This window comes from Flavobacterium sp. TN-1, from assembly GCF_052828645.1.
The window spans coordinates 3,265,684-3,288,539 of the sequence record NZ_CM128253.1 but is presented as its reverse complement, the minus strand read 5'-3'; the positions used below and the strand labels follow the sequence as shown (position 1 = coordinate 3,288,539).

Annotated in this window: 21 protein-coding genes; all 21 read right to left on the bottom strand. The window is 31.3% G+C overall.

Translation table 11 applies throughout. The features are described 5' to 3' along the window. Positions 1–28: 28 nt before the first annotated feature. The 21 genes from lepB to ACUXZJ_RS14730 all read right to left on the bottom strand — a co-directional run bounded on the left by lepB (position 29) and on the right by ACUXZJ_RS14730 (position 22,822). Positions 29–1,591, bottom strand: coding sequence for a signal peptidase I (gene lepB, locus ACUXZJ_RS14830; protein WP_060382730.1), 1,563 nt, complete (start codon positions 1,589–1,591; stop codon positions 29–31). Between the two features lie 64 nt (positions 1,592–1,655). Further along, positions 1,656–2,357 carry a 4-hydroxy-tetrahydrodipicolinate reductase gene (dapB, locus tag ACUXZJ_RS14825; RefSeq protein WP_060382729.1) on the bottom strand — a complete coding sequence of 234 codons (702 nt, stop codon included), beginning with the start codon at positions 2,355–2,357 and terminating at the stop codon, positions 1,656–1,658. 3 nt (positions 2,358–2,360) lie between these two features. Then, positions 2,361–2,921: a DUF5683 domain-containing protein gene (locus ACUXZJ_RS14820; protein WP_060382728.1), complete on the bottom strand. Its 561-nt coding sequence runs from the start codon at positions 2,919–2,921 to the stop codon at positions 2,361–2,363. Further along, positions 2,921–3,817: a ParB/RepB/Spo0J family partition protein gene (locus ACUXZJ_RS14815; protein ID WP_060382727.1), complete on the bottom strand. Its 897-nt coding sequence runs from the start codon at positions 3,815–3,817 to the stop codon at positions 2,921–2,923. Before ACUXZJ_RS14815 ends, ACUXZJ_RS14820 begins: the two co-directional genes overlap by 1 nt. Positions 3,818–3,840: 23 nt before the next feature. After that, a complete protein-coding gene (locus ACUXZJ_RS14810; RefSeq protein ID WP_060382726.1) occupies positions 3,841–4,605 on the bottom strand; it encodes a ParA family protein in 765 nt (254 codons plus the stop codon). A gap of 123 nt (positions 4,606–4,728) precedes the next feature. Continuing rightward, on the bottom strand, positions 4,729–5,856 hold the full coding sequence (locus ACUXZJ_RS14805; RefSeq protein ID WP_060382725.1) for a methionine aminotransferase: 1,128 nt from the start codon (positions 5,854–5,856) through the stop codon (positions 4,729–4,731). Positions 5,857–5,989: 133 nt separating this feature from the next. Continuing rightward, complete coding sequence (gene pafA, locus ACUXZJ_RS14800; protein WP_060382724.1) at positions 5,990–7,624, bottom strand: alkaline phosphatase PafA; 1,635 nt, start codon at positions 7,622–7,624, stop codon at positions 5,990–5,992. A gap of 391 nt (positions 7,625–8,015) precedes the next feature. Beyond that, positions 8,016–8,486: a hypothetical protein gene (locus ACUXZJ_RS14795; RefSeq protein ID WP_063743088.1), complete on the bottom strand. Its 471-nt coding sequence runs from the start codon at positions 8,484–8,486 to the stop codon at positions 8,016–8,018. An 11-nt stretch (positions 8,487–8,497) separates the two neighbouring features. Then, positions 8,498–8,875 (bottom strand): hypothetical protein, encoded by a 378-nt coding sequence (locus tag ACUXZJ_RS14790; RefSeq protein WP_446195381.1) that lies wholly within the window; start codon positions 8,873–8,875, stop codon positions 8,498–8,500. A 577-nt stretch (positions 8,876–9,452) separates the two neighbouring features. Continuing rightward, the gene (locus ACUXZJ_RS14785) at positions 9,453–9,650 is read right to left on the bottom strand and encodes a hypothetical protein (RefSeq protein ID WP_063743086.1); all 198 of its coding nucleotides are present in this window, start codon (positions 9,648–9,650) and stop codon (positions 9,453–9,455) included. 63 nt (positions 9,651–9,713) lie between these two features. Beyond that, entirely contained in the window at positions 9,714–10,511 is a 798-nt protein-coding gene (locus ACUXZJ_RS14780) for a hypothetical protein (RefSeq protein ID WP_063743085.1), read from the bottom strand. Positions 10,512–10,517: 6 nt separating this feature from the next. Then, a complete protein-coding gene (locus ACUXZJ_RS14775) occupies positions 10,518–11,114 on the bottom strand; it encodes a hypothetical protein (RefSeq protein WP_063743084.1) in 597 nt (198 codons plus the stop codon). Next, positions 11,095–11,727, bottom strand: a complete 633-nt coding sequence (locus ACUXZJ_RS14770) for a hypothetical protein (RefSeq protein ID WP_063743083.1) — start codon at positions 11,725–11,727, stop codon at positions 11,095–11,097. The genes ACUXZJ_RS14775 and ACUXZJ_RS14770 overlap by 20 nt, the downstream gene beginning before the upstream one ends. Beyond that, positions 11,717–14,542, bottom strand: coding sequence for a hypothetical protein (locus tag ACUXZJ_RS14765; protein WP_446195378.1), 2,826 nt, complete (start codon positions 14,540–14,542; stop codon positions 11,717–11,719). The genes ACUXZJ_RS14770 and ACUXZJ_RS14765 overlap by 11 nt, the downstream gene beginning before the upstream one ends. A 2-nt stretch (positions 14,543–14,544) precedes the next feature. Then, on the bottom strand, positions 14,545–15,021 hold the full coding sequence (locus tag ACUXZJ_RS14760) for a DUF4280 domain-containing protein (protein WP_088466583.1): 477 nt from the start codon (positions 15,019–15,021) through the stop codon (positions 14,545–14,547). 345 nt (positions 15,022–15,366) lie between these two features. Further along, the gene (locus ACUXZJ_RS14755) at positions 15,367–16,431 is read right to left on the bottom strand and encodes a hypothetical protein (protein WP_163444467.1); all 1,065 of its coding nucleotides are present in this window, start codon (positions 16,429–16,431) and stop codon (positions 15,367–15,369) included. 835 nt (positions 16,432–17,266) lie between these two features. Beyond that, positions 17,267–17,797, bottom strand: a complete 531-nt coding sequence (locus ACUXZJ_RS14750) for a DinB family protein (RefSeq protein WP_060382703.1) — start codon at positions 17,795–17,797, stop codon at positions 17,267–17,269. Positions 17,798–17,819: 22 nt separating this feature from the next. After that, positions 17,820–18,221: a hypothetical protein gene (locus ACUXZJ_RS14745; protein WP_088418859.1), complete on the bottom strand. Its 402-nt coding sequence runs from the start codon at positions 18,219–18,221 to the stop codon at positions 17,820–17,822. A gap of 84 nt (positions 18,222–18,305) precedes the next feature. Continuing rightward, positions 18,306–18,938 carry a class I SAM-dependent methyltransferase gene (locus ACUXZJ_RS14740; RefSeq protein WP_089047535.1) on the bottom strand — a complete coding sequence of 211 codons (633 nt, stop codon included), beginning with the start codon at positions 18,936–18,938 and terminating at the stop codon, positions 18,306–18,308. A gap of 225 nt (positions 18,939–19,163) precedes the next feature. Then, positions 19,164–22,526, bottom strand: a complete 3,363-nt coding sequence (gene secA, locus ACUXZJ_RS14735) for a preprotein translocase subunit SecA (RefSeq protein WP_163444468.1) — start codon at positions 22,524–22,526, stop codon at positions 19,164–19,166. A 74-nt stretch (positions 22,527–22,600) separates the two neighbouring features. Beyond that, the gene (locus ACUXZJ_RS14730) at positions 22,601–22,822 is read right to left on the bottom strand and encodes a DUF2795 domain-containing protein (RefSeq protein WP_014166495.1); all 222 of its coding nucleotides are present in this window, start codon (positions 22,820–22,822) and stop codon (positions 22,601–22,603) included. Between the last annotated feature and the right edge of the window lie 34 nt (positions 22,823–22,856).

Sequence of the window (22,856 nt, the reverse complement as noted above, 5' to 3'; positions counted from 1 at the left end):
AAACCTGAGATAAATTTATTGATTTAAATTATGCTTTTTTCTTTTTGTTTCTGTACCAATCAAAGCCAAACCAAGCAACAAGTGCCACTAAGAAAAATTTGAAATAAGAGGTAGGTTGTCCGTCACCTCCCACAGTACAAAATAGTCGATCCCAACGAATTTTGTCAATGGCTTTGCTCCAAGGAATGTTAGGGTCAATACTCCACCAGATAAATACAGGTTTTCCTACCACATGATCCATTGGAACGAATCCCCAGTAACGACTATCTTCCGAGCGATGACGGTTGTCTCCCATCATCCAATAGTAATCTTGTTGAAAAGTATAATTAGTAGCTTCTTTGCCATTAATATATATTTTTCCTCCTTTTTCTTCTAAAGTATTGCCTTCATAAATGGTGATAATTCTTTTATAAAAAGGGAGTGTTTCCTTATTTAAGACAATTGTTTTATTGGCTTCAGGAATATAAATAGGACCAAAGTTATCTAAAGACCATTTTTGGTTATGAGGAAAAATAGATTTATCTATTTCTTTTGGAGCGGGTGTTAGGTTTTTGGTAACGGATTTTACGATGGGTATATTTTTAATACGCGCTATGTTTTCATCTGTAACTGCTCCAAAGAAATACTCGTTTGGCTTGTCAGTTGGATAGATGCCATCTGTTATTTTTAATTCTTCAATGAGTAAACTCGCATAAGAAGCTAGATCACTACCATCTGTTGTTACATAATAAGAATATTGAGGTTTTGCTCTTTCGGGTAAAATTAATTTTTTATTATTGATGTACACATATCCATCTTTTATAGATAGGTTATCACCAGGTAGTCCTACACAACGTTTTACGTAGTTAGAACGTTTATCTTTGGGTTTATCTATGTGTCTTCCTGAACGATCAAAAAATTGATAGACAGTATCCGCTGGCCAGTTAAAACAAACAATATCATTGTGTTGTATTTTTTGTAATCCAGGGAATCGGAAAGAAGGTAATTGGGGTTTGCTTAAATAAGATTTTGCTTTTACGATCATCATACTATCATGAACCATCGGCATGGCTATGGCTGTAGAGGGGGTTCTAGCACCATAGTGAAATTTACTTACAAACAAAAAGTCACCTACTAATAATGATTTTTCTAATGATGAGGTAGGTATGTTAAAAGGTTGCATGATATAAGTATGTACTAATGTAGCTACTACAATAGCATACAGTAGAGAAGCAATGGTATCTCCTGATTTTGTGGTTGGAACTAAGCTTCGGTCTCTTTTGTATTCGACATCTAAAAAATAGTTGACGTAATAAATATAAAAACCGAGTGTTAGAACGCCTAATAGGGTGTCTTTTTCTTTATTTTGTCCAAAGCTTCTTAAGGTTTCTACCCATATAACAATAAACATAATTAAATTTATTACAGGTACAAAAAGTAAAGCTGTCCACCAAGTTGGACGATTAATGATTTTCATCAAAACGATAGCGTTATAAACAGGAATAAAAGCTTCCCATGATTTTCTATCTGCTTTTTGATAAAGTTTCCAAGTTCCTAGGCCATGAATTATTTGTATGACCAAGACAAAAATAAACCACTGTGTTGCTGTCATCTTTAATGTTAGAATTTATAATATTATAGAACTTTGTTTAGACTAAAATGTTATTGTAATTAAATTATTTTAAGGAAAGTACGTCTTTCATGGTAAATACACCTTTTTTACCTATTAACCATTCTGCGGCTACTATAGATCCTAAAGCAAAGCCTTCTCGATTATGAGCGGTATGTTTTATTTCTATTTGGTCTACTGTACTATCGTAAAAAATACAGTGTGTGCCTGGTATATTTTCTATTCTTTTGGCTTCTATATGAATTTGTGTATTACTAGGAGGATTCATGGTCCAATGTTCATATTTTGAATTTTGTATGATTCCTTCTGCCAAGGTAATAGCGGTACCGCTCGGAGCGTCTAATTTTTGGGTATGATGGATTTCTTCCATAGAAACTTTATATTGTTCTAGGTTGGCCATCATTTTAGCCAAATAAGAGTTTAGTTCAAAGAAAATATTAACTCCTAAGCTAAAATTAGATCCGTAAATAAAAGCTCCTTGTTTTTGGTTACATAAATCAACCATTTTTGGGTATTGTTCTAGCCAGCCTGTTGTACCACTTACTACAGGAATGTTTTTTTCAAAGCAAGTTGTAATATTTGTTACAGCACTTGTTGGAACACTAAAGTCAATGGCTACATCTGCTTTTTCAAGTCCGTCAAAAAGATCTTGACTTGATTTTTTTAAGATAATTTCGTGACCTCGTTCTAAAGCAATTTTTTCAATTACTTTCCCCATTTTGCCGTATCCTAAAAGAGCTATTTTCATTGGTTAAAATTTAAAGTTTAGAGCAAGGCCTATGTTTTGCTGTGTGTTAAAATCGTTAGTTTGTATTTCAGGACGAATGGTTAATCCGTCGTTTACATTAAATTGTTGTAAATGAGCATCTACATTGGCATCTATAATATTAAGTGCATAAAGAGCTACTGTGATGAGTAGGGATAAGTCTCTATTTCTTTGATAGAATTGTTGTCCTTGAATTAACTTATCGTCAGTTAAACGATTGTATTCTGGATTTAAATCGGGATCTTTAGCTAATCTTTTGATGTATTCTGTTCGGAAACTGTCATATTTTTTTTGATTCCAGAAATAAGCATAGGCTCCTGTTCCTATTGCAGCATATACAATGGGGATTTTCCAATAACTTTTGTTGTAGGCTTGTCCAGCTCCTGGAAGTAATGCTGAGTAAAAAGCAGCTTTGGCAGGACGTAAAGGGTCTATGTTTTGTTTAGTTATAGTATCGTTAGCTATTAGTCTTATCTTATTTTGTGCATTTGCGGAAAGAAGACCTAAACTAAAGCTAACAATAACTATGTATATGCAATATTTCACTAAGAGTTTATTAGTTTTAAAATTCTGTTAAAATCTTCTTCTGAATGAAAAGGAATCGTGATTTTTCCTTTTCCAGAACCTGCTACCTTAATATCTACTTTGGCTCCAAAGTAGTCGTTGAAAGATCTTTTTTCGTCTAGACCTATATCAAAAGCAGCTTCAGTAGGCTTGGTTGTAGGTTTGTCTAATTCGCCATTGTGATAAGCTTTTACTAGAGCTTCTGTTTCGCGAACGGAAAGGTTTTGGCTTACTATTTTTTGATATATAGAAGCTTGTGCATCATGATCTTCTATGGTAATGATGGCGCGACCGTGTCCCATGGATATAAAACCATCACGAATGCCGGTTTGTATAATTGGATCTAGTTTTAATAAACGAAGATAATTAGCAACAGTAGAGCGTTTTTTTCCTACTCGATCACTTACTTGTTCTTGGGTTAGTTGGATTTCATCCATCAAACGTTGATACGAAAGGGCGATTTCAATAGGATCTAAATCATGGCGCTGAATGTTTTCTACTAACGCCATTGTTAGCGATTCGTTGTCGTCTGCTAAGCGAATATAGGCAGGAACTGTTTTTAATCCTACAATTTTAGAAGCGCGTAAACGACGTTCACCTGAAATTAATTGGTATTTATTAAAATCAGTTTTACGAACTGTAATGGGTTGGATAACACCTAACTCTCTAATAGAGGTTGCTAGTTCTTGTAAAGCTTCTTCATTAAAATTAGTACGAGGTTGAAAAGGATTAATTTCAATAGACTCAATATCCACTTCTAGGATATTACCTACTACTTTGTCTGCATTTTTATCGGTTGCTGATTTAATATCATTCTCTGGATCTTTCAGTATAGCCGATAATCCTCTTCCCATTGCTTGTTTTTTTGCCAATGCCATATAATCCTCCTAAACTTAATTGATTAACTATTCTTTTTGATAATTTCAGATGCTAAATCTAAATAGTTTGTAGCGCCTTTGCTGGTGGCGTCATAATTTATAATACTTTCACCAAAACTAGGTGCTTCACTTAATTTGATATTACGCTGAATAACGGTGTCAAATACCATATTGTTAAAGTGTTTTTGTACTTCTTCTACTACTTGGTTAGATAATCGTAAACGTGAATCATACATAGTTAGTAGAAGACCTTCAATATCTAAATCAGGATTATGAATTTTTTGAACACTTTTAATGGTGTTTAATAATTTACCTAGTCCCTCTAGTGCGAAATATTCACATTGAATAGGAATTACTACTGAATTAGCTGCAGTTAGTGCGTTTAATGTGAGTAATCCTAAAGAAGGAGCACAATCAATAATAATGTAGTCGTAGTTGTCAGAAACGGATTTTAATGCTTCTTTAAGCATATATTCACGATTTTCTTTGTCTACTAATTCTATTTCAATAGCAACTAGGTCAATATGTGCAGGAATTACATCTACATTAGGAGCTGTACTGTTAATTAAGGCTTCTGTAGGCGTACAACTATGCTCTAAAATTTGGTAGGTGCCTAGTTCAACTGACTCTACATCAATACCTAATCCAGAGGTAGCATTTGCCTGCGGATCAGCATCTATAAGTAATACTTTTTTTTCTAAAGCCCCTAAAGCGGCCGCTAAATTAATGGAAGTGGTTGTTTTACCTACACCACCTTTTTGGTTAGCAATTGCAATTATTTTACCCATCTTGATATTCGAAATTTTGAGCCGTAAAAATACAATTATTTATGGGTTTTGAAAATCTATTTTGTTAACAATTTAATAAATGATCTAGATGTCATTTTATAATGCTTTATTTTATTGACTTGGTTATATTTTTAGAAGTTTTTCAGCGGCTTGAATTAATGTTTCGTCTGTTTTAGCAAAACAAAAACGAAGCATCTTTCGGTCTGTGTGATTATTGTAAAAGACAGACATGGGAATGGCGGCTACACCTTGTTTATCAATTAATTCTTTTGCAAATTTTATATCATTTTCTTTTGAAATGTTTTCATAGTTTACAACTTGAAAATAAGTTCCGTCACATGGCATCAGTTCAAAACGACTGTTTTTTAATAACTCTTGAAATAAATTTCTTTTTTTGAGGTACATATTTGAAACTTCATCAAAATGAACTACATCTAGGTATTCCGCAATAGCAAATTGGGAAAAACTGTTGACACTGAAGACTAAGAATTGATGTATTTTTTTAATTTCATTCATGATTGATTCAGGGGCTATTAAATAACCAATTTTCCATCCCGTAACATGTAAAGATTTGCCAAAGGAGGAAGCAATTATGCTACGATGAATTAATTTTTTTCGCGTGTTAAACGAAATATGGGCTTGTTTGAAAGTAATATATTCGTAAACTTCATCTCCTAAAATAAGGATTTTAGGGTGTTTTTCTAATATGATTTCCAGTGATTCAAAATCTTTTTCGGTCCAAATTCTACCTGTTGGATTATGAGGATTGTTGATGATAATCATTTTGGTTCTAGGAGTGATAGCTCTTTCTATGATGTTAAAATCTGGGGTATAGTCTGGATTTAGAGGAAGACGTATTGGTTTTCCGCCTGCTACTAAAACGGAGGGTTCATAACTATCATAACATGGGTCTAAAATAATTACTTCATCATTTGTAGATATTAACGCATTGATTGTGCTGTATATACCTTGTGTAGCACCAGCGGTAATAAGCATTTCTGTATTACAATCTACAGATCGCTGGTACTGGGTTTGGGTTTGTTTTGCAATTTTTTCCATTAAGGTAGGTAAACCTGCCATAGGAGTATATTGATGGATGTTTTCTTTTAAGAGTCGTTGACTTATTTCAATTAATCGTTTGTCTTCAGGAAAGTTAGGGAATCCTTGTGATAGATTAAGGGCTTTTTTTTCATGTGCAAGCTTAGACATGGTAGCAAAAATGCTGGTTGTAATGTGTGGTAATTTAGACATGATTAGGGATAGTTGGTATGTTAGGGTATTTTATAGAGAGTAAAAATAAGAAAGTTTTAGCGCTCTTTATAATACTGGTTTAGAAGGAGATTTGAAGACAAAAAAAGCGTCTTTTTAAAAGACGCTTTTTTTGTTATTTGGGTAAAATTTCGGTTAACGGTATGGCATCTGTACTGTTAGGTAGTGTTGTTTTTAGTTTTAGAGCTAGGGTAGGAGCAATTTGAGTAATGTCTTTTTTGTCAAAATTTTCCCCTTTTTTAATTCCCCAACCATAAAATAAGCAAGGCACGTGTGTATCATAGCTATAAGGTGAGCCATGAGAAGTTCCTGTGGTTTGGTATTGCATATAAGCGGGTTTGTCTACAATGATCAATTCTCCATTTTGAACTGGGTCATAACCTTTGGATACAAAGTTTAAATAATTATCGGCTACAGAGCCTGCTATGATTTCATTTTCATCATATACTCTTTTAACATGTTTTTGTGTATATAAAAATTCCTTAACGGCATTTTTAACTTTGCTAAGTTCTAAGCCTTTTTCTTTAATTTTTGCTTTGTCTAAGAATACATTAAAAGAATCGTATAGTAATAATAAGTTTTCTCCAAATTGTGTTTTTGTAAATTCAGCTATAGCGTGTTCTATATTCTTTTCGTTGGTGTCTTCTACATCATAGCGATTGTCTTTTAGGTGCATAACGTTTTCAGCACCTGCATGATCTGCTGTTAAAAAAAGTAAGTAGTTATCTTTGCCTACGTTAAGATCTAAATATTGTAAAAAGCTTGCTAATGTTTGGTCTAAGCGTAAATATGTATCTTGTAATTCAATAGAACGTGGGCCATACATGTGACCAATATAATCAGTAGCAGAAAAACTAACGGTTAAAAAGTCGGTGTCTTCATCTTTTCCCAGTTGTTCATTTTCTATTGTTTTTTGAGCAAAATCAGCTAAGAAATTATTTCCAAAAGGGGTTGTTCTTAAAATTCCTACATCTCCTGGTTTTGTTAGTTCCGAAAGGGAATAAGGAAAGAAAGCCTGTTTTTTATTTAGTTTTCCTTCGTATGGGTTATCATCTGGTAAACTTTCATTGTAAGCTGTTTTATCTTTTAGTAAGTCCCAATTTTGATTAACGTATTTTTCGTAATTTTTTTCATTGTTAAATTGGGTTACCCAAGAAGGTAATGATTTGCCATAAAATGTACTGGAAATAAAATTTCCGGTTTTACTAAACCAAAAAGCCCAGTCTGCAAAATGTCCAGCTGGCAAAATTGCCCCACGATCTTTAACGCTTACGCCAATTACTTTTCCTTTAAAATTGGTACTTAATTTTAGTTCGTCTGTAATGGTTGACGCTTGTAAAATTTTGGGAGACATCTTACCTTCTTGTTCCGTTCCATTGCCTACTGTAGAAACATCGGTATCATCTGTACAGTATAGGTTTTTCCCTGTGGCTTTGTTAAACCATTCATTGCCTACAATTCCGTGTATTGCTGGTGTAGTTCCTGTATAGATAGAAGCGTGTCCAGGACCTGTAAAAGTAGGCATATAGTTATAGTGCATATTATGATATGTGAAACCATCTCGTAATAAACGTTTGAATCCATTTTCTGAAAAGTCGCTATAAAAACGATTCAAATATTCCATTTTCATTTGATCTACAACTATACCTACAACTAGTTTAGGTCTTTTTACTTCCGCATTGATTTTAGGTGTTTGTGCGCTAACCGCTAAACTCAATACTGAAAAATATACTTTGAAAAAATTCTTCATTTTAAAAAAATTAGCTCGCAAATTTAATTATAAATCTAATGAATAAGGCGAAAGTTATATGATTTTTTTGTCTTGTTTTTGTAATAGTATATTTTTTGGATGAAATCTATGCTTGATGATTTGTATTTGACTTCTCCTCATAGAATTGATAACGAAGGTATTTTATTTTTTACTTGGACAGAGAAGTTATATCTAGTAGCTGAAATGATAGTTTCTTAACTTGTTTTTTTAGTGCTAGGAGGTTTAGTTTCATACTTGCTCCATTAAAGCAAACCGTTTGTTAAATTTTCTATTAAAAATTTTGAAGGTTATTAAAGGAGTATTAGTATAAAAATTCATTAGGTAATTCTCTAATCTATGATTGATTTAATGTAGTTAAACCTATTTTTTATTATCTAATGATTTCTAAATCATTAGAATTTTGTGGTATATGAAACAAAATGGGATAATTGTATATTACAGATTTTCCATTTTCTTTTGTTTCGCCTTTTAGACAAGACTCTCCATCTTCATCTTCTAATCGTACTAGTCTTCCATCTCCATAAAATTTAATTATACATTTTGTAAATGGTAATATAGTTTCTTTTTCTTCTTGAAAACCGTTCAAACTTTTCTCCTGTTTTTCATATAAAGAAATAGCTTCTTCTAACGTTTTTCTTTTAGTCAGTAGAGCAAAATTTGTATTATTTTTTTGTTCAATAGCTTCTTTTATTTTATTATAAGCATCTTTTATAGTTTTATCTATATTAGGTAGTTGGTCTAATTTTTTTGAGTTTTTCCAACCAGATAATTGATATGGAACTTCCGCATTAAATTTAGTTTTAAACTCCCAATAGGGGATACCTTCTTTTGGAACTTCCATTTTGGGGATTATTAATATAATTTCTCTTTTATTATCAAACGTCCAAGCGTCACTTTTTTATTTATTTCTAATGTGAAAGTATTTTCAGGAGCGATAATTTTTTTTCCTTTTATAGGTAATATTTTTATTGTTAAAATTTGCTCTCCTGTTTCTAATATTCCTGTGTTAATTGGATACTCTATATTGGTTCCTCCTGATTCTCCAAAAAATCTAAAAATAGGTAAATCATTAATTCTTATGTCAAAATTTACTCCAGAGCTTTTTACTTTTATATGGTAATAGGGTTTTTCTTTAAAGCTATCTATAATTGTATTTACTGACTTGTTCATAGTTTTATTAATATTTGTATTATCATTATTCTTTTTTTGACTACAGGTAAGTGTAGACATCGTCAAAAAAATTATTAAATATTTTTTAATCATTGATATAGAATTTTTTATCAATACTTTCTGCTTTTCTTTCTTTAAGAACCACGTATTCTTCTTTTTTAGTTCTTTTAAACCCATTTACTTTAACGAACACAATTAAAATAATTTTAATACCAGAATGTCTAACTATTGGTTGAAAATAAAGACCTTTATAATCCCATACCTGTTGATAAACCTAATGAAAAATAACCATCAGATTGTGCTTTTGCTTCGAAATCTAAATCTACTTCGCTAAAAAAGGCATTTAATTTTCCAGTAGCTGCTGCTTGTAATATTAATTCAAAACCAAATTGTCCTTCGGCTTTTAAATTTCCATCTTTTTTTTAATGACTTAGTTCTATATTTCCTTCAATATTTAATTTACCATAAAATTTTAAGTCAAAACGTACTTCTGCATTTGAGGTATATGCTAATGAATCTAGAGCTGTAATCACGGCTTTTGATGCTGGATGTGGTTTTTTACCTCAAGCTATCAAATCAATAACAGCTTCAGCGGCTATTGCTGGTTCCGCTTTTGCAACTAATCCTAGGATTGGATCTAATAGAGAATCTTCTCCTTAGACAAACCGAATGTGGTTTCTACTGTTCCATCAAAACCATCTATATCTGAGGCCTGTGCTTTGAGCACCGCATTTTCTACTCTATGTTGTCTCATTTGTACCCAAGTATCTCTATAATAAATAGGGTTTTTCATTCCATAATTAAGATGAAATTTCCAACTTACATCCGGATACACTTTTATTTTTGCAATCTGATTAGGATAACGACAGGTTGAAATGGGAAGGAAATAGGTTTGTTTTTATCGTATTAAAGAAAGTTTGTTTTCATTTTTTTTACGATGAAATAATGCTTGTTCGTATATTATATTATCTTCTTCATTGTCTGAGAAAAATTTTAAGGCCACGGGTTCAAAAGGAATATTTACTCCAACTACTCTACCATTACCATAAAAATTTAGATTATACTTTTCAATACTGGCTCTTTTAATCATTCCTTTAAATTTTGGAATTAGTGAAACTTTTCTGTTTTCTATTTCTAAAGAAGATAAATAAAATGAGTTACATAATTCAGGATACCTTTCTGATATTTTAAGTTTATATTTTTCTATATCTGAAGTTTTAAAAATATGATATAGTTCATCATAAAAGATATCAATTTGTTTTATTAAATCTTCTTTTTTTTCATCCAAAATATACATTGAATCAATCCATCCTCTATGAGAATAAGGAACATGAGCATCAAATTCATCAAGAATTGTATAATATTGAATATTTTCTTTTTGTTTTGAAAAATATACAGGATCAAAATTTAAAAGGGATATTTTTGATTTTGAAGTATCAAATCTATCTCTTACAGTTATTTGGAGTTCTATAAATGCTTTATTATTTATTATTATTTCCTTTTCAAAAGGAAAAACTTCTAATAAAAAAGATTGTTTTCCTGAATGTAATATATTAGGATTTATTGGCCAATTTACAGCTATTCCTCCTTTATTAAAATTTGAGAAACAAGGAATATCATTAACTTTTAAAGCTATTGCACACTCTCTGGAATTTATGGAAATTTCGTAAATTGGATTATTGAAATTATGTTGCATATTAACTTATTTTTTTAGTAAATTTTCTAGATCAATATTATCTAACGACATAAAACTAATAATATCTTTATCCTTCTGGGGATATTTATAAATATTATATATAATAGAACAATCTTGATCATTGCAAGATTTTGTTATATAAACAAGTTTATTTTCCAATTGTCCAACGAACATATCATCTATAAATTTTTTTTTCACAATTTTTTTTTCGTTAATTCTATATTTTCTTCTTACCTTTTCTAAAAAATTATCTACAATGTTCTTATTTGTATTTATCATTTCATGAATTCTTACTAGATTATTTTTATCATCAAGATAAAATTCAGTATTACCTTCTTCAATATTAAAATATTTAAATAATTTTTTATCTTGTGCTATTGACTTAACCCTAAATACTCTCATTCTTCTCTCATTTATTTTTTTTAGAATTTCAACGTGAGGGATTTTTGAAAATAATGTATCTATATTTTCTGTAAAGGTTACCTTATCTATATCAAAAATCCCATATTTTAAACCTATATATTTTTCGTTTTGTTGACTTTGACAGTTTGATAAGAAAAATAAGAAAAATATTAAAAAAAAATTATTGAATGTAAATTTCATATTCTTGTTTTATTATGTTATAAGATTCTTCTTTTAAAGTTTTTTTTGTTATTGCTCTAATTATTAAACTATTTGGATAGTTATCATTATTGATATAATTTATCAGTACTATTTTATCAGGAAAATCAAACTTTAAAATTTTTTCATTTCCAGGGTAACTTTGAAAAATTTTTTTTGATTCATATTCATTTAATTTTTTTGACAGATATTTTCTATGGAATGTGATATATTTATTGATATTTTTTTCAATATCTTCAACGCTTTTGGCTTGCAAAGAATATGCGTATATTTTTTTACTCGAATCTAAATAAATCGCATAATCTTTATTAGCTATTATTTTTTCATTAAAAAAACAAATACGAGTAGAAGTATCTCTTATTTTATAGAGATATCCACGTATATCATTTTTATTTATTAACCATTCTTTATTTTTTCTAAAGTAAATGCCATAAAAACCTGAGTCCAATCTAAAAATTTTATTTAACTCATTTTTATTTTTAAAACTAATAGAGTTTAAATCAAATTTGTTTTCACATATTGTTTTTGTTTTCTGGCATCTACATGTATATAAATTAGTTAGGGTAAAAATCATAAATATTAAATTAATTTTCATCAATATAGGTTTTAGGGTTGTCAAATAATGTTTTTTCATCAAATAATTTAAATTTATCACTTTTTACAGATGAACCTGTGATCTTAGAGGTCACTAATTCATAGCAACTAATCGTAATTTCAGCAGAATTCCATACGCCCTTTGATTTTTCATATTGTTTATCTTCATCATAACCATAAGATTTTGTAAAAGTAAAAGTTGTGCTTAAATCTCCTTCTACTTTCCATTTTTCTTCTTCATGCTCTGGATATGTTTTATTATTTTTTGTTACGGCAGGAATAATGACAACATCTTCACTTTTACATCCTGCTTTTATGCTTATTGGTACTTCTATTATTATTTCCTGTTCAGTATTTTTATTCTTATCAAAAAAGCGATCAATCCTATTATATGATAATTTAAAATCAAATTTTACCGCTAAACCTGTTTCAAATGTTATATAAATTTCAGATTTTGTTAAATATTGAATTTTTTCAATAATCCATAATATTATTTTTGTTATTAGATTAGTATTTCCCAACACTTGAACTAAGTCTACACTAATTGTTATTCCTATAAAAGGATCTGCACGAAATCCTCCTTTATAAATAGGAACAATTTTTTTATTACTTGCTTCTCCAAATTTTTTACTCAAAGCAAAACCTATATTTGGAGGATCAATAGCAAAATCAATTTTTATAACTTTCTTACTTATTGCGCTACTTTCATTAGGATTTGTACCTTCTGGATTCAATATTTCAAGAATTTCTTTACTGATATTAAACGTAGAAACAAGTAAATCAACAGATTTTTGTATTCCTTCAAAACCTAATGAATACTCTTCTTCATTTATAACAGATTTCCCCATAATAGACCAACCAATATTGGATGATTTAGTAATTCCTATCTGTAAATCATCTTTTAGATATTTAAACCCAAAATTTTTATGATAGCCATTCATTCTATTTCTTGAGTATTTTATATTTCCTGAATACCCTGTACCTATAGTGATTAAAAAAGCAATTTCCCATTCAATATCTGGATACACTTTTATTTTTGCAATCTGATTAGGATAACGACAGGTTGAAATGGGAAGGAAATAGGTTTGCGCCAAATCCTCTTTTAGGATAAAATAATTAAATAACCATAGTGTATTCAGTGCTTCTTTTTCTAACGGATTTAAATGGTTTTGTTTACTTTCTAAGGCTGTTTTATTATACATATACTTAGGCATGATAAGTATCTTATCATTTCCTTCAAATTTATAATCTATTCCTTCTTGCCAACCTTGAGTCTCCGATGGATTATAACTATTGTCAGTTCTTATTACGTCATAATCTTTTTTATTTTGTTGGGTAATAGGAGTCTTTGCCTTTTTGAGTTGTTCTAAATGAGTGTCGTCTTTTTTTTCAGGGTATATTGATTTCTTGTTTTTATCTTTTGATTTTTGAGCCGTATATACTTTGTCTACCTGAAAAACATTTTTGGACTCATTGTGTTTTTGTCCTGATTCTAAAAGTAATCCTTGACAAAATACCTCCTTTGTTGTAAGTTGATCTATGGTAATAGAAATGTTTTTTCTTTCGTCTCCTGTTATAATTCCAAAAACTTTTGTCGTTCGGTCTATCGGGTTAGTTGTGTCTTCTTCATCAAAAAGAACAAGTGCTTGTCTTTCTGGATCATCATCGTCTTTTATAGTAATTTTAGAATATCCGCAAGGATCGTATTCTCTTCTATTGTATTCAATATCTCCAATGTATTGAATCATATTGCTTTTTTGGACTTCTTGTCGGGCTAAAATTTCGCTCATAAAGTTTTTTTGTACTCGGATTCTGCTTGAAATAGAGTTTTCGGTATTATCTACATCTTTAATTAATAGGGTTGTAGAATCATATTGATAGAGGTTATGTGTAGGGTCTGATAAAAAGTTTCTAAATTTTTGAATGATATAAAGGGGTTTTCCTATAAAGCTGTAGTCTTTTTTGTACACAAGGGCTATTATAGAAAATTGTTTTTCTTTGAAATCGCCTTTTCTCCAGTTTTCGTAATCTAGTAATACGGTGTATTTTCCAAAAGAGTTTACGCCGTTTTCTTTTTTATCTATTTCAGGCATAGGATTTTCACCACTTGACCAAACGCTTGCTTGTTGTATGGTTGATAAATCAAGGGGTTCTCCTTCTTGAGCGGTTAGGTTTTGGTTGCTGGGGGTGTTTTCTACTATAAATACTTGTGAGTAGAGGGGGGTGTTTTTTTCGGAGCATAAGTTATGGTAGTGTACAGATAGGTTGGCGGATTGCCCATATTGCCAGTTTTTTTCGCTGTTTTCAAAATACGCAAAATTTATTTGTGGACTTGATACGGGAATTATATAAAATGTAAATCCTTCTTCGGGTTGGTCTGTAAAAACAATAACTTTTTGTATGTGTCCATAGTAGTACATAGATTTGCTATTGCCTAATAATTTAACGGTTAGGCGGTCTCCTTTTTTATAGGATTTGTTCATTCCTTTGTATTTTATAAGGGAATCGCCTTCGTTTAAAGCCCATAATTTAGGCGGAATGTCTTGTTCTTTTTTACAGGCATCTAAAAAAGCAGATTGATACACAACAGCCCACTTGATATTAGAAGCCATTTTGTGGTCTTCAAAGCACGAGGTATCTAAATAAAATTGAGCGTTGTTGGTAAAAGCTGTGTCAATAATGATGACATCGTTTTTTTTAATTTTTTTTCGATCTTCTTCTATCTTTTTTAGGGTGTGAGCATCTACAAGTTCTTTTTTGCGTCTGTAAATTACTATTTCATCTCGATCAAATTTACAACAAATAATTTTAGCCATAATTATTCTATTATCATGTGGTTGTAAGGTTCTTTTTTCTCGAAGTTGCTCATGTTGATCACAGGTAGTATATGAGCTAGTAATTCAGGATCTGCATTTTTTAAATTTTGTTTTGTGGGTTCGGCAGTTTGTCCGCTTTTAAGAATAGTTATGCAGTCTTTTCCTCCAATAGGGCAGGTGGCTTTGCTTTCTTTTGTAAGAGGATGACCTTTAGAGGAACCGTAGGTTGCTTTTTTATAATAATGATGCCATTCAGTAACACTTGCGTTACAAGGGTTGTTGTTTGTTTTTTTGCAAGAGCCAAAGGTGTTTTTTTCAAAAGTAGCACCTATATCTTTATGAGTGGCTACTAATTTGTTTTTGCCTTCATGATCGTTGAGATAGTATTTTTTTTGAGTCAAAACTTTTAGAGTATCAGGATTTGTACCAAAATTGCATTTGCACAAGGCTCCTTGTACTAACATTTCTTGTAGTGCCATGGTTTAGTTTGTTTGTTTGTTTGTTAAAAATAATCAATTATTTGATAATTCAAATGCTTTTAATCGGTATTTTCTATGTTTTATAAAAGAAGAAAAATACAAAAAAGCGCGCATATTTTTTAATATCTGAATAGTATTCATTACGTATGTTTTAATCTAATCAGATTGAGCGTTAGGCTTTGTGATGAAGATAAAAAGACCAAAGAAGGTAAAAAGGGACTGAAATTTTTTACCACAATTATAGTTTTACTATATTGAGGTGCAAAAAGGAGTATTTTTTAGATTCAAAGTCATTTTTTATATCTGTAACAAATTTCTAACGAGTAATTTGGGTTCAAGGAAAAATTATTTCCAAAAATCCCAAAATCCTTTTTTATTTTTTTTCTCTTTGTATATTCTGTATTGTTCTTCTTCAAAAATGATCCATTCTTGACGAGTATAATTTTTTCCTTGATAAGTCTTATAAATTTCGGTGTCTTCTGCTTCGCTTTCATCTACTAAAAAAGGACTTTTGAAGGATAGGGGCGTTTTTTTATTATTTTGAGTTTCTTGTTGATACTGCGTAAATTGAATCCGCTGTATGTGCGTTTCCATTCCGTCAGCATTTTTTGAATAAATTTCAAAATAAGCTCTTGTATGTACTGTAAAAAGATGGTACACATCTAAATGAAAATATACATTAAGCCTCATATAAACTTTATTTTCTAAAATAGATGCCTTTTTTTTAAAGGTTGAAATAAAATAGGGGTGTGCGAGTATCTCATCTGATTCAAAATGAATTTCTACATCATGATAATCCGTAATTTTAGTATGTATTCTTTGTTTTCCGCTGAATTGTATAGGATGTTCGTAAGGAACAACAGGAAGAAATAGAAAGGTTTGTACCGTATGCTCTTCTCCATAATCAATGTATTTAGGATGAAATAACAGACTCCAGAGCCAATCATTTGTCATACTTTTTTCAAAAACTCTTCTATTTTCAAGATTTTTTTCAAAAGCCTCGTAAAAAGATTGCATAATTTTAGACGTATATTTTTGAGTAGCCTTTGCTTTATTTCTATACCATCGGCCGTTTACAATCTGATTAAAATTACTAATTCCCAAACAAGCTCCCGTTTCATCCATTCTTACCTGAAGAGGATAAATAGTGTTGCATAGCTCGTCGGCTATCATTTCATTGATGAAATCAGGTTCATGCTGGTTAAACCAAATATTTTTTTTATATATATCTAATAACCAAAAGTCAGTGTTATTACGAGTAATAATAATTTCAGTAGCATAATCCATCTGTTTGGTAGGAGAAGTGTTTTCCTCATCAAAATATTTTAGAGATACCACATACTTCCGAGGTTTTATACCTCCTAAATTCATTTGGAGCACGTTATTATTTAAAGTGATCGTATTTTGCATAGCAATTGTATTTTATAAATATTAAGATATACAGTATTGGAATATAACAAAAAATATAATTTAAATTTAACGCGATTTTTAATTTAATATTTTGTAAAATAAATAAACTTATTTGTTGAATAAAACAAATTTTTAGAAGTTGTGTCGTTTAAACTTTGAAATTTCCTCATAACAATTTTTTTTAACCTTGAGACTGTCCAAAAAGTTCGCAATCTTGTCATTTCGACCAAAGGGAGAAATCACATAATATTGATTATCAAACTCCTCCTTACGTAGTGACAAACCGCATGTTGATTTAGGCACTGTCCTACAAAAGCAATAAAAATTAGTGTGGGTTCTCGATGCGCTGCGCGCTCGAACTAGCGATGATTTTAATCGTATAATCAATCGTTTATTTGAGTTGTTTTAAAATAAAAAAAACATATCGAGAATTTTACTTTTTAATCCAGTATATTTTAAGTTTAAATGGTATAAACTTAGGACATGTTTGATTTAAATATAAATTAGGAGAGGAAAAGAGTTGCTTGATGAGGTTTAAAATAGAGAGGATGTCTGAAAAGTTAATACACAACATCTAGATTGTCACCTTTACAAGAAGAGAAGACATATTTTAGTGTTATCTGATTTTGCTTCGTCTATTCATTTGGTTCGAGCCACTTTGATTGAAATGACAAGATTGAGCCCTTTTCGGACAGCCTCTATAAAATGTATTATAGATAAAAATGATTTTCAATCTACAATAAATCGGTATTCTTTTACTCTTATTATAAAGTCTAATGCTTAATAAGAACTTAATTAAGGTTTACTTTTTATTATCATTAGACTTTCATTCTTTTTATAGATTAGAAGAAACGGTGCTGTATTTTTTTTGAATTACTTGTGCGTGGTGTATATTATGTCCAACGACCATAAAACCTAATGATCGAGCAGTCAAGATAATTGGGTTTGTGACTCCTTTGAAATCTAACATTTCTTCTGTCATATTTTTATATAGACTAATGGTAGCATTTCTTACGTTTATATATTCTTCTCGTAAATCACTTAATTTATAATTTACTGATTTGAGATTTTGGATGTATTTGTTTTGATCAAAGCCTGTTAATTCTGTAGCATCAAATCGGGAAAAGCGCAATGCCCTATAGGTAAGTATTCTTTCAGCATCTATGATATGAAGAAGGACTTCCTTTGTAGTCCATTTATCTGGAGCATAAGAAAAATTTTCTATTTCAGGAGTTATGCTATCTATTAAGGCAAGGGTAAAATTTTTACTTTTCTCTAATTCTTCCACTAAATGATCGGATTCTATAAGATCAAAAAAAGAATGAAAATAAGCAGGTGCGTTTTCGTAAATAAACGGATTGTTCATAATATGATTTTAGTTTTAAAGATTATTTAAATGATAAGGTTAAAAAAAGAGGATCAGCATTCTTAAAAGTAGGCGGCTGTTCAATGATGGAAGCTACTCTTTTCTTGTTTATTTTCATAGTTATGTCAGCTTCGCTTGTAAATAATAAAAGGGACATAAAAGGTTTTTGAATATAAGGAATCGTTTCGTTTTCTAGTTCCGTTAGGTCAACTATTTTTTCAATTTCTTGAAGACCTTCTTTGTATATTTTGTGTGTAATCAATAGTTTTAATTGATTTTCAACTAAAGTAACTTTGATGTATATGTTTTGTAGTTCGGGTTTTCCAATGGTTTTGGCTAAAGTTAGTTTGGCAAAGGTTTTGTTCGCAATGCTTTCTTTTACCAAGTTTAAAAAAAGAGTATAAGTTTCATTATATGGCATCATGATTTGAGATTTTGAAAATTATAGAGATATAGATTTTTTAAAACAAGCCTCTACAATAATAGGCCTCTTTATTAAAAATAAAAATTATTTAGTAAAGATAATTAATCGGTTTATAATATCGAAATCCGAAAAGCCAAAGGATTGTGCAATCCAACGAATTGTTTCTTTTTGATACATAAACACGTGAGTCGTATCGTTTTTATAATACCATTTGTTAAAATCTATAGAAGGATCATATAAATGGGTCATACAATATAGTTTTCCTTTTGGAATTAAAAGATGATGTAGTAATTCAAATTCTTTAGCAGGATGATGAAAATGTTCGATGACTTCACAACAAGCAATATAATCGTAGGTTTTGGCTAATACCTCTGGATAAGGATGGAAAAACGGGTCGTAGGAAACGATAGCATAGCCATTATCATTAAGGACTTTACTAACCGCTGAACCTGTTCCTGCGCCAAAATCCAAGCCCGAATGTGAGGGACTAAAATCATGTAAAATACCTTGGGTAATTGGGGAAACAAAATGAAGATAACCCGCATCGGTCACATCGTTATTGTGAAAACGATAGTGTTTTTCTTCGTCATGTGCGGTCATATACTGCTCAGGATGCAGAAGAATGGCTTGACAGGTGGTGCATTGAAAATAGTCACGGTTTTTAATTTGATGGAAAGGTTGGGTGTGAGCGTTGCAAAGCGGACAGTTGAGGTGCATGTGTAAACTATTGTATTTGTTGCAATATAATAAAATACGTTTTAAAGTTAGAGTTTTTTAGTTTTCAAAAGTTGCGTTTAATAATTGCATCCTGTATTAAATGTTAGAATATATAGTTTTATCAATCGTAATAACCAAAAATCCCTAACTACAACTGTAATTAGGGATTTTATATTTATTAATGCTGTCAACTGAAGCACTGAACAGTGACCACTGCAAACTAATTTAGTTCTGAACTAAAACCCATTCACCCGAAGCTAATAAATGCTCCGCTTTCTTGAATTTCATGGTTTCTGTTTGACCACTCAAGATGTGTTTGATGGTTACTTCGTCATTACGGTTAATTTTAGGTTGATCACGAACAATGGTTTCAGTAACTGTATTTTTTTGAGGAGCATTTACGTTTTGTATTGCTTCACGGTGACGTTCAGCTTGCTCTTCCATATTTAATACTTCTTCTTTGCTTTCTATATAATGATCTTGGTGTAATTCTTCTACGGCTTCTTGTATTTGTGTATTTTGTTTTGGTAAATCCGCTTTAAATAAGAATGAAATAACCTCTTTGTTGATTCCTTCTAACATATTTTTAAATAAGTTAAAAGATTCAAATTTGTAAATCAATAACGGGTCTTTTTGTTCGTGTACAGCTAATTGTACCGATTGTTTCAACTCGTCCATTTTGCGTAAATGCTTTTTCCAAGCCTCGTCCACAATTGCTAACGTGATGCTTTTTTCGAAATCAGCAATTAATTGTTTTCCTTGTGAATCGTATGCTTTTTTCAAATCCGTTACTACATTCATTCCTTTGATACCATCCGTAAACGGAACGACGATACGCTCGAAATGATTTTCAGGATCTTCAAATACATTTCGTATGATAGGGTAGGCCTCGTTTGCATCGCGACTATTTTTATTTTGGTAATATTCGCTAGCTGATTTGTAAAGAAGACCTGTTATTTTAGCGTCGTTTAAACTGGCAAATTCCGTTTCTGAAACAGGTGATGTAATGGATAAATAACGAATTAATTCGAATTCGAAATTTTTGAAATCTTTCGTCAATTTATTTTTCTCCACAATATTGTCACACACATCGTAAATCATGTTGGCAATATCTAGTTTCAAACGCTCTCCGTGTAAGGCATGACGACGACGTTTGTACACTACCTCACGTTGTGCATTCATAACATCATCATATTCTAACAAACGTTTACGAACGCCAAAATTGTTTTCTTCTACTTTTTTCTGTGCTCTTTCAATAGATTTGGTCATCATTGAATGTTGAATGACTTCACCTTCTTTTAAGCCCATTCTGTCCATGATTTTTGCTACACGATCAGAACCGAATAAACGCATTAGGTTATCTTCTAATGATACGTAGAATTGAGAACTACCCACATCTCCCTGACGACCTGCACGACCGCGTAACTGACGGTCTACACGACGTGAGTCATGACGTTCAGTACCTATGATAGCTAAACCTCCCGCTGCTTTTACTTCATCACTTAGTTTAATATCAGTACCACGACCCGCCATGTTGGTAGCAATGGTTACTACGCCTGGTTTACCCGCTTCTGCTACAATTTGTGCTTCTTGTTTGTGCATTTTAGCATTTAATACATTGTGCTGAATACCTTTCATTTTAAGCATACGGCTTAATAATTCAGATATTTCAACAGAAGTAGTACCAATTAGTACAGGACGACCTTGGGCTACTAATTCTTGTACATCATTTGCCACGGCATTAAACTTTTCGCGAACAGAACGATAAATTAAGTCTTCTTTGTCTAGACGAGCAATGGGTCTATTGGTAGGAATTTCAACTACGTCTAATTTGTAAATTTCCCAAAATTCGCCTGCTTCTGTAACTGCTGTACCCGTCATACCGCCTAATTTATTATACATACGGAAGTAGTTTTGTAGGGTAACGGTAGCGTAGGTTTGTGTAGCTTCTTTAATACGAACGTTTTCTTTTGCTTCAATGGCTTGATGTAATCCATCTGAATAACGACGACCGTCCATGATACGACCTGTTTGTTCGTCTACGATTAGAATTTCACCATCCATGATAACATATTCAGTATCTTTTTCGAATAAAGTATATGCTTTTAATAATTGGGTTAAGGTATGGATACGTTCACTTTTTACTGAAAAATCAGCAAATAACGCTTCTTTTTTTTCTGCTTCTTCTTCTTTGGAAAGATTGGCTTTTTCTATAATTGCAATTTCGGTTCCTATATCCGGTAATACGAAGAATTTATCATCAGTATTTTTAGATAATTCTTTAATACCTCCTTCTGTTAGTTCAACTTGGTTGTTTTTTTCTTCAATAACAAAGTATAATGCTTCATCTACTTGAGGCATTTTACGGTTGTTATCTGCCATGTATTCATTTTCTGTTTTTTGAAGTAATTGTTTGGTTCCTTCTTCTGATAAGAATTTAATTAAGGCTTTGTTTTTAGGTAAAGCACGATGTGCTCTCAATAAGTTAAATCCAGCTTCTTTAGTATTACCTTCTTTAAAAAGACGTTTTGCTTCTGCTAAAAAGCCGTTTGCTAGTTGACGTTGGATAGCAACTAGATTGTCAATAAAAGGTTTTAACTCGTTAAATTCGTGACGGTCTCCATCTACCACTTGACCAGAAATGATGAGAGGAGTACGGGCATCGTCTATTAAAACAGAGTCTACCTCATCTACAATAGCAAAATTATGTTTGCGTTGTACTAAATCATCAGGCGTATGCGCCATGTTATCACGTAAGTAATCAAAACCAAATTCGTTATTGGTACCATACGTAATATCCGCTTCATAAGCTTTACGACGCGCTTCGGTATTGGGTTGATGATTATCAATACAATCTACGGTTAATCCATGAAATTCAAATAACGGTGCTTTCCAGGTACTATCACGTTTTGCTAAATAATCGTTAACAGTTACGAGGTGAACACCATTCCCTGTTAAAGCATTTAAGTATAATGGAAGTGTTGCTACTAACGTTTTACCTTCACCTGTTTGCATTTCGGCAATTTTTCCTTGATGTAACACCACACCACCAATCATCTGTACATCGTAGTGAATCATGTCCCAAGTAACGGTTTTACCTGCTGCTTCCCAAGAGTTAGCCCACAGAGCATCATCTCCCTCAATGGTAACATAGGTCTTATTAGCAGATAATTCGTGGTCTTTTGGAGTTGCTTTTACACGAATTTGAGTGTTTTCTTTAAAACGACGCGCAGTTTCTCTTACAACAGCAAAGGCTTCTGCTAAGATGTCGTTTAACACCTTTTCAGAAAGTTCATAAGCTTCTTTTTCTAATTTATCAATTTCAGTATAAACATCTTCTCTAGCATCTATATCTTGAATGTTTTCTACTTCGGACTTTAATTGAATAATTTTAGTGTCTTTTTCAGCACGAGCTTGTTTGATTTTTTCTTTAAATTCAAAAGTTTTAGCGCGCAATTCATCATTTGTTAATGAACTTAATGGTTCCTCAAAAGATCTAATTTTATTAATTATGGGCTGAATGGCTTTGATGTCTTTCTGTGACTTATCGCCCACAAAAACTTTTAATATGTTGTTAATGAAACTCATACGTTTTGTTTTAAAATGTCTGTAAAAATACCAAAAAAAAAGCCTCTTAAGAGACTTTTTTAGTAGGTTTATGCTTAATACTCATCCTCGTTCCAAAGATAATCTTCGTCTGATGGATAATCTGGCCAAATTTCTTCCATTGATTCATAAATCTCGCCTTCGTCTTCTATTGATTGTAGGTTTTCTACCACTTCTAATGGAGCACCAGTTCTAATAGCGTAGTCGATTAATTCGTCTTTAGTAGCAGGCCATGGAGCATCGCTTAAATATGATGCTAATTCTAAAGTCCAATACATCTCTGTAAAATTTTAATTTGTGCAAATATAATTT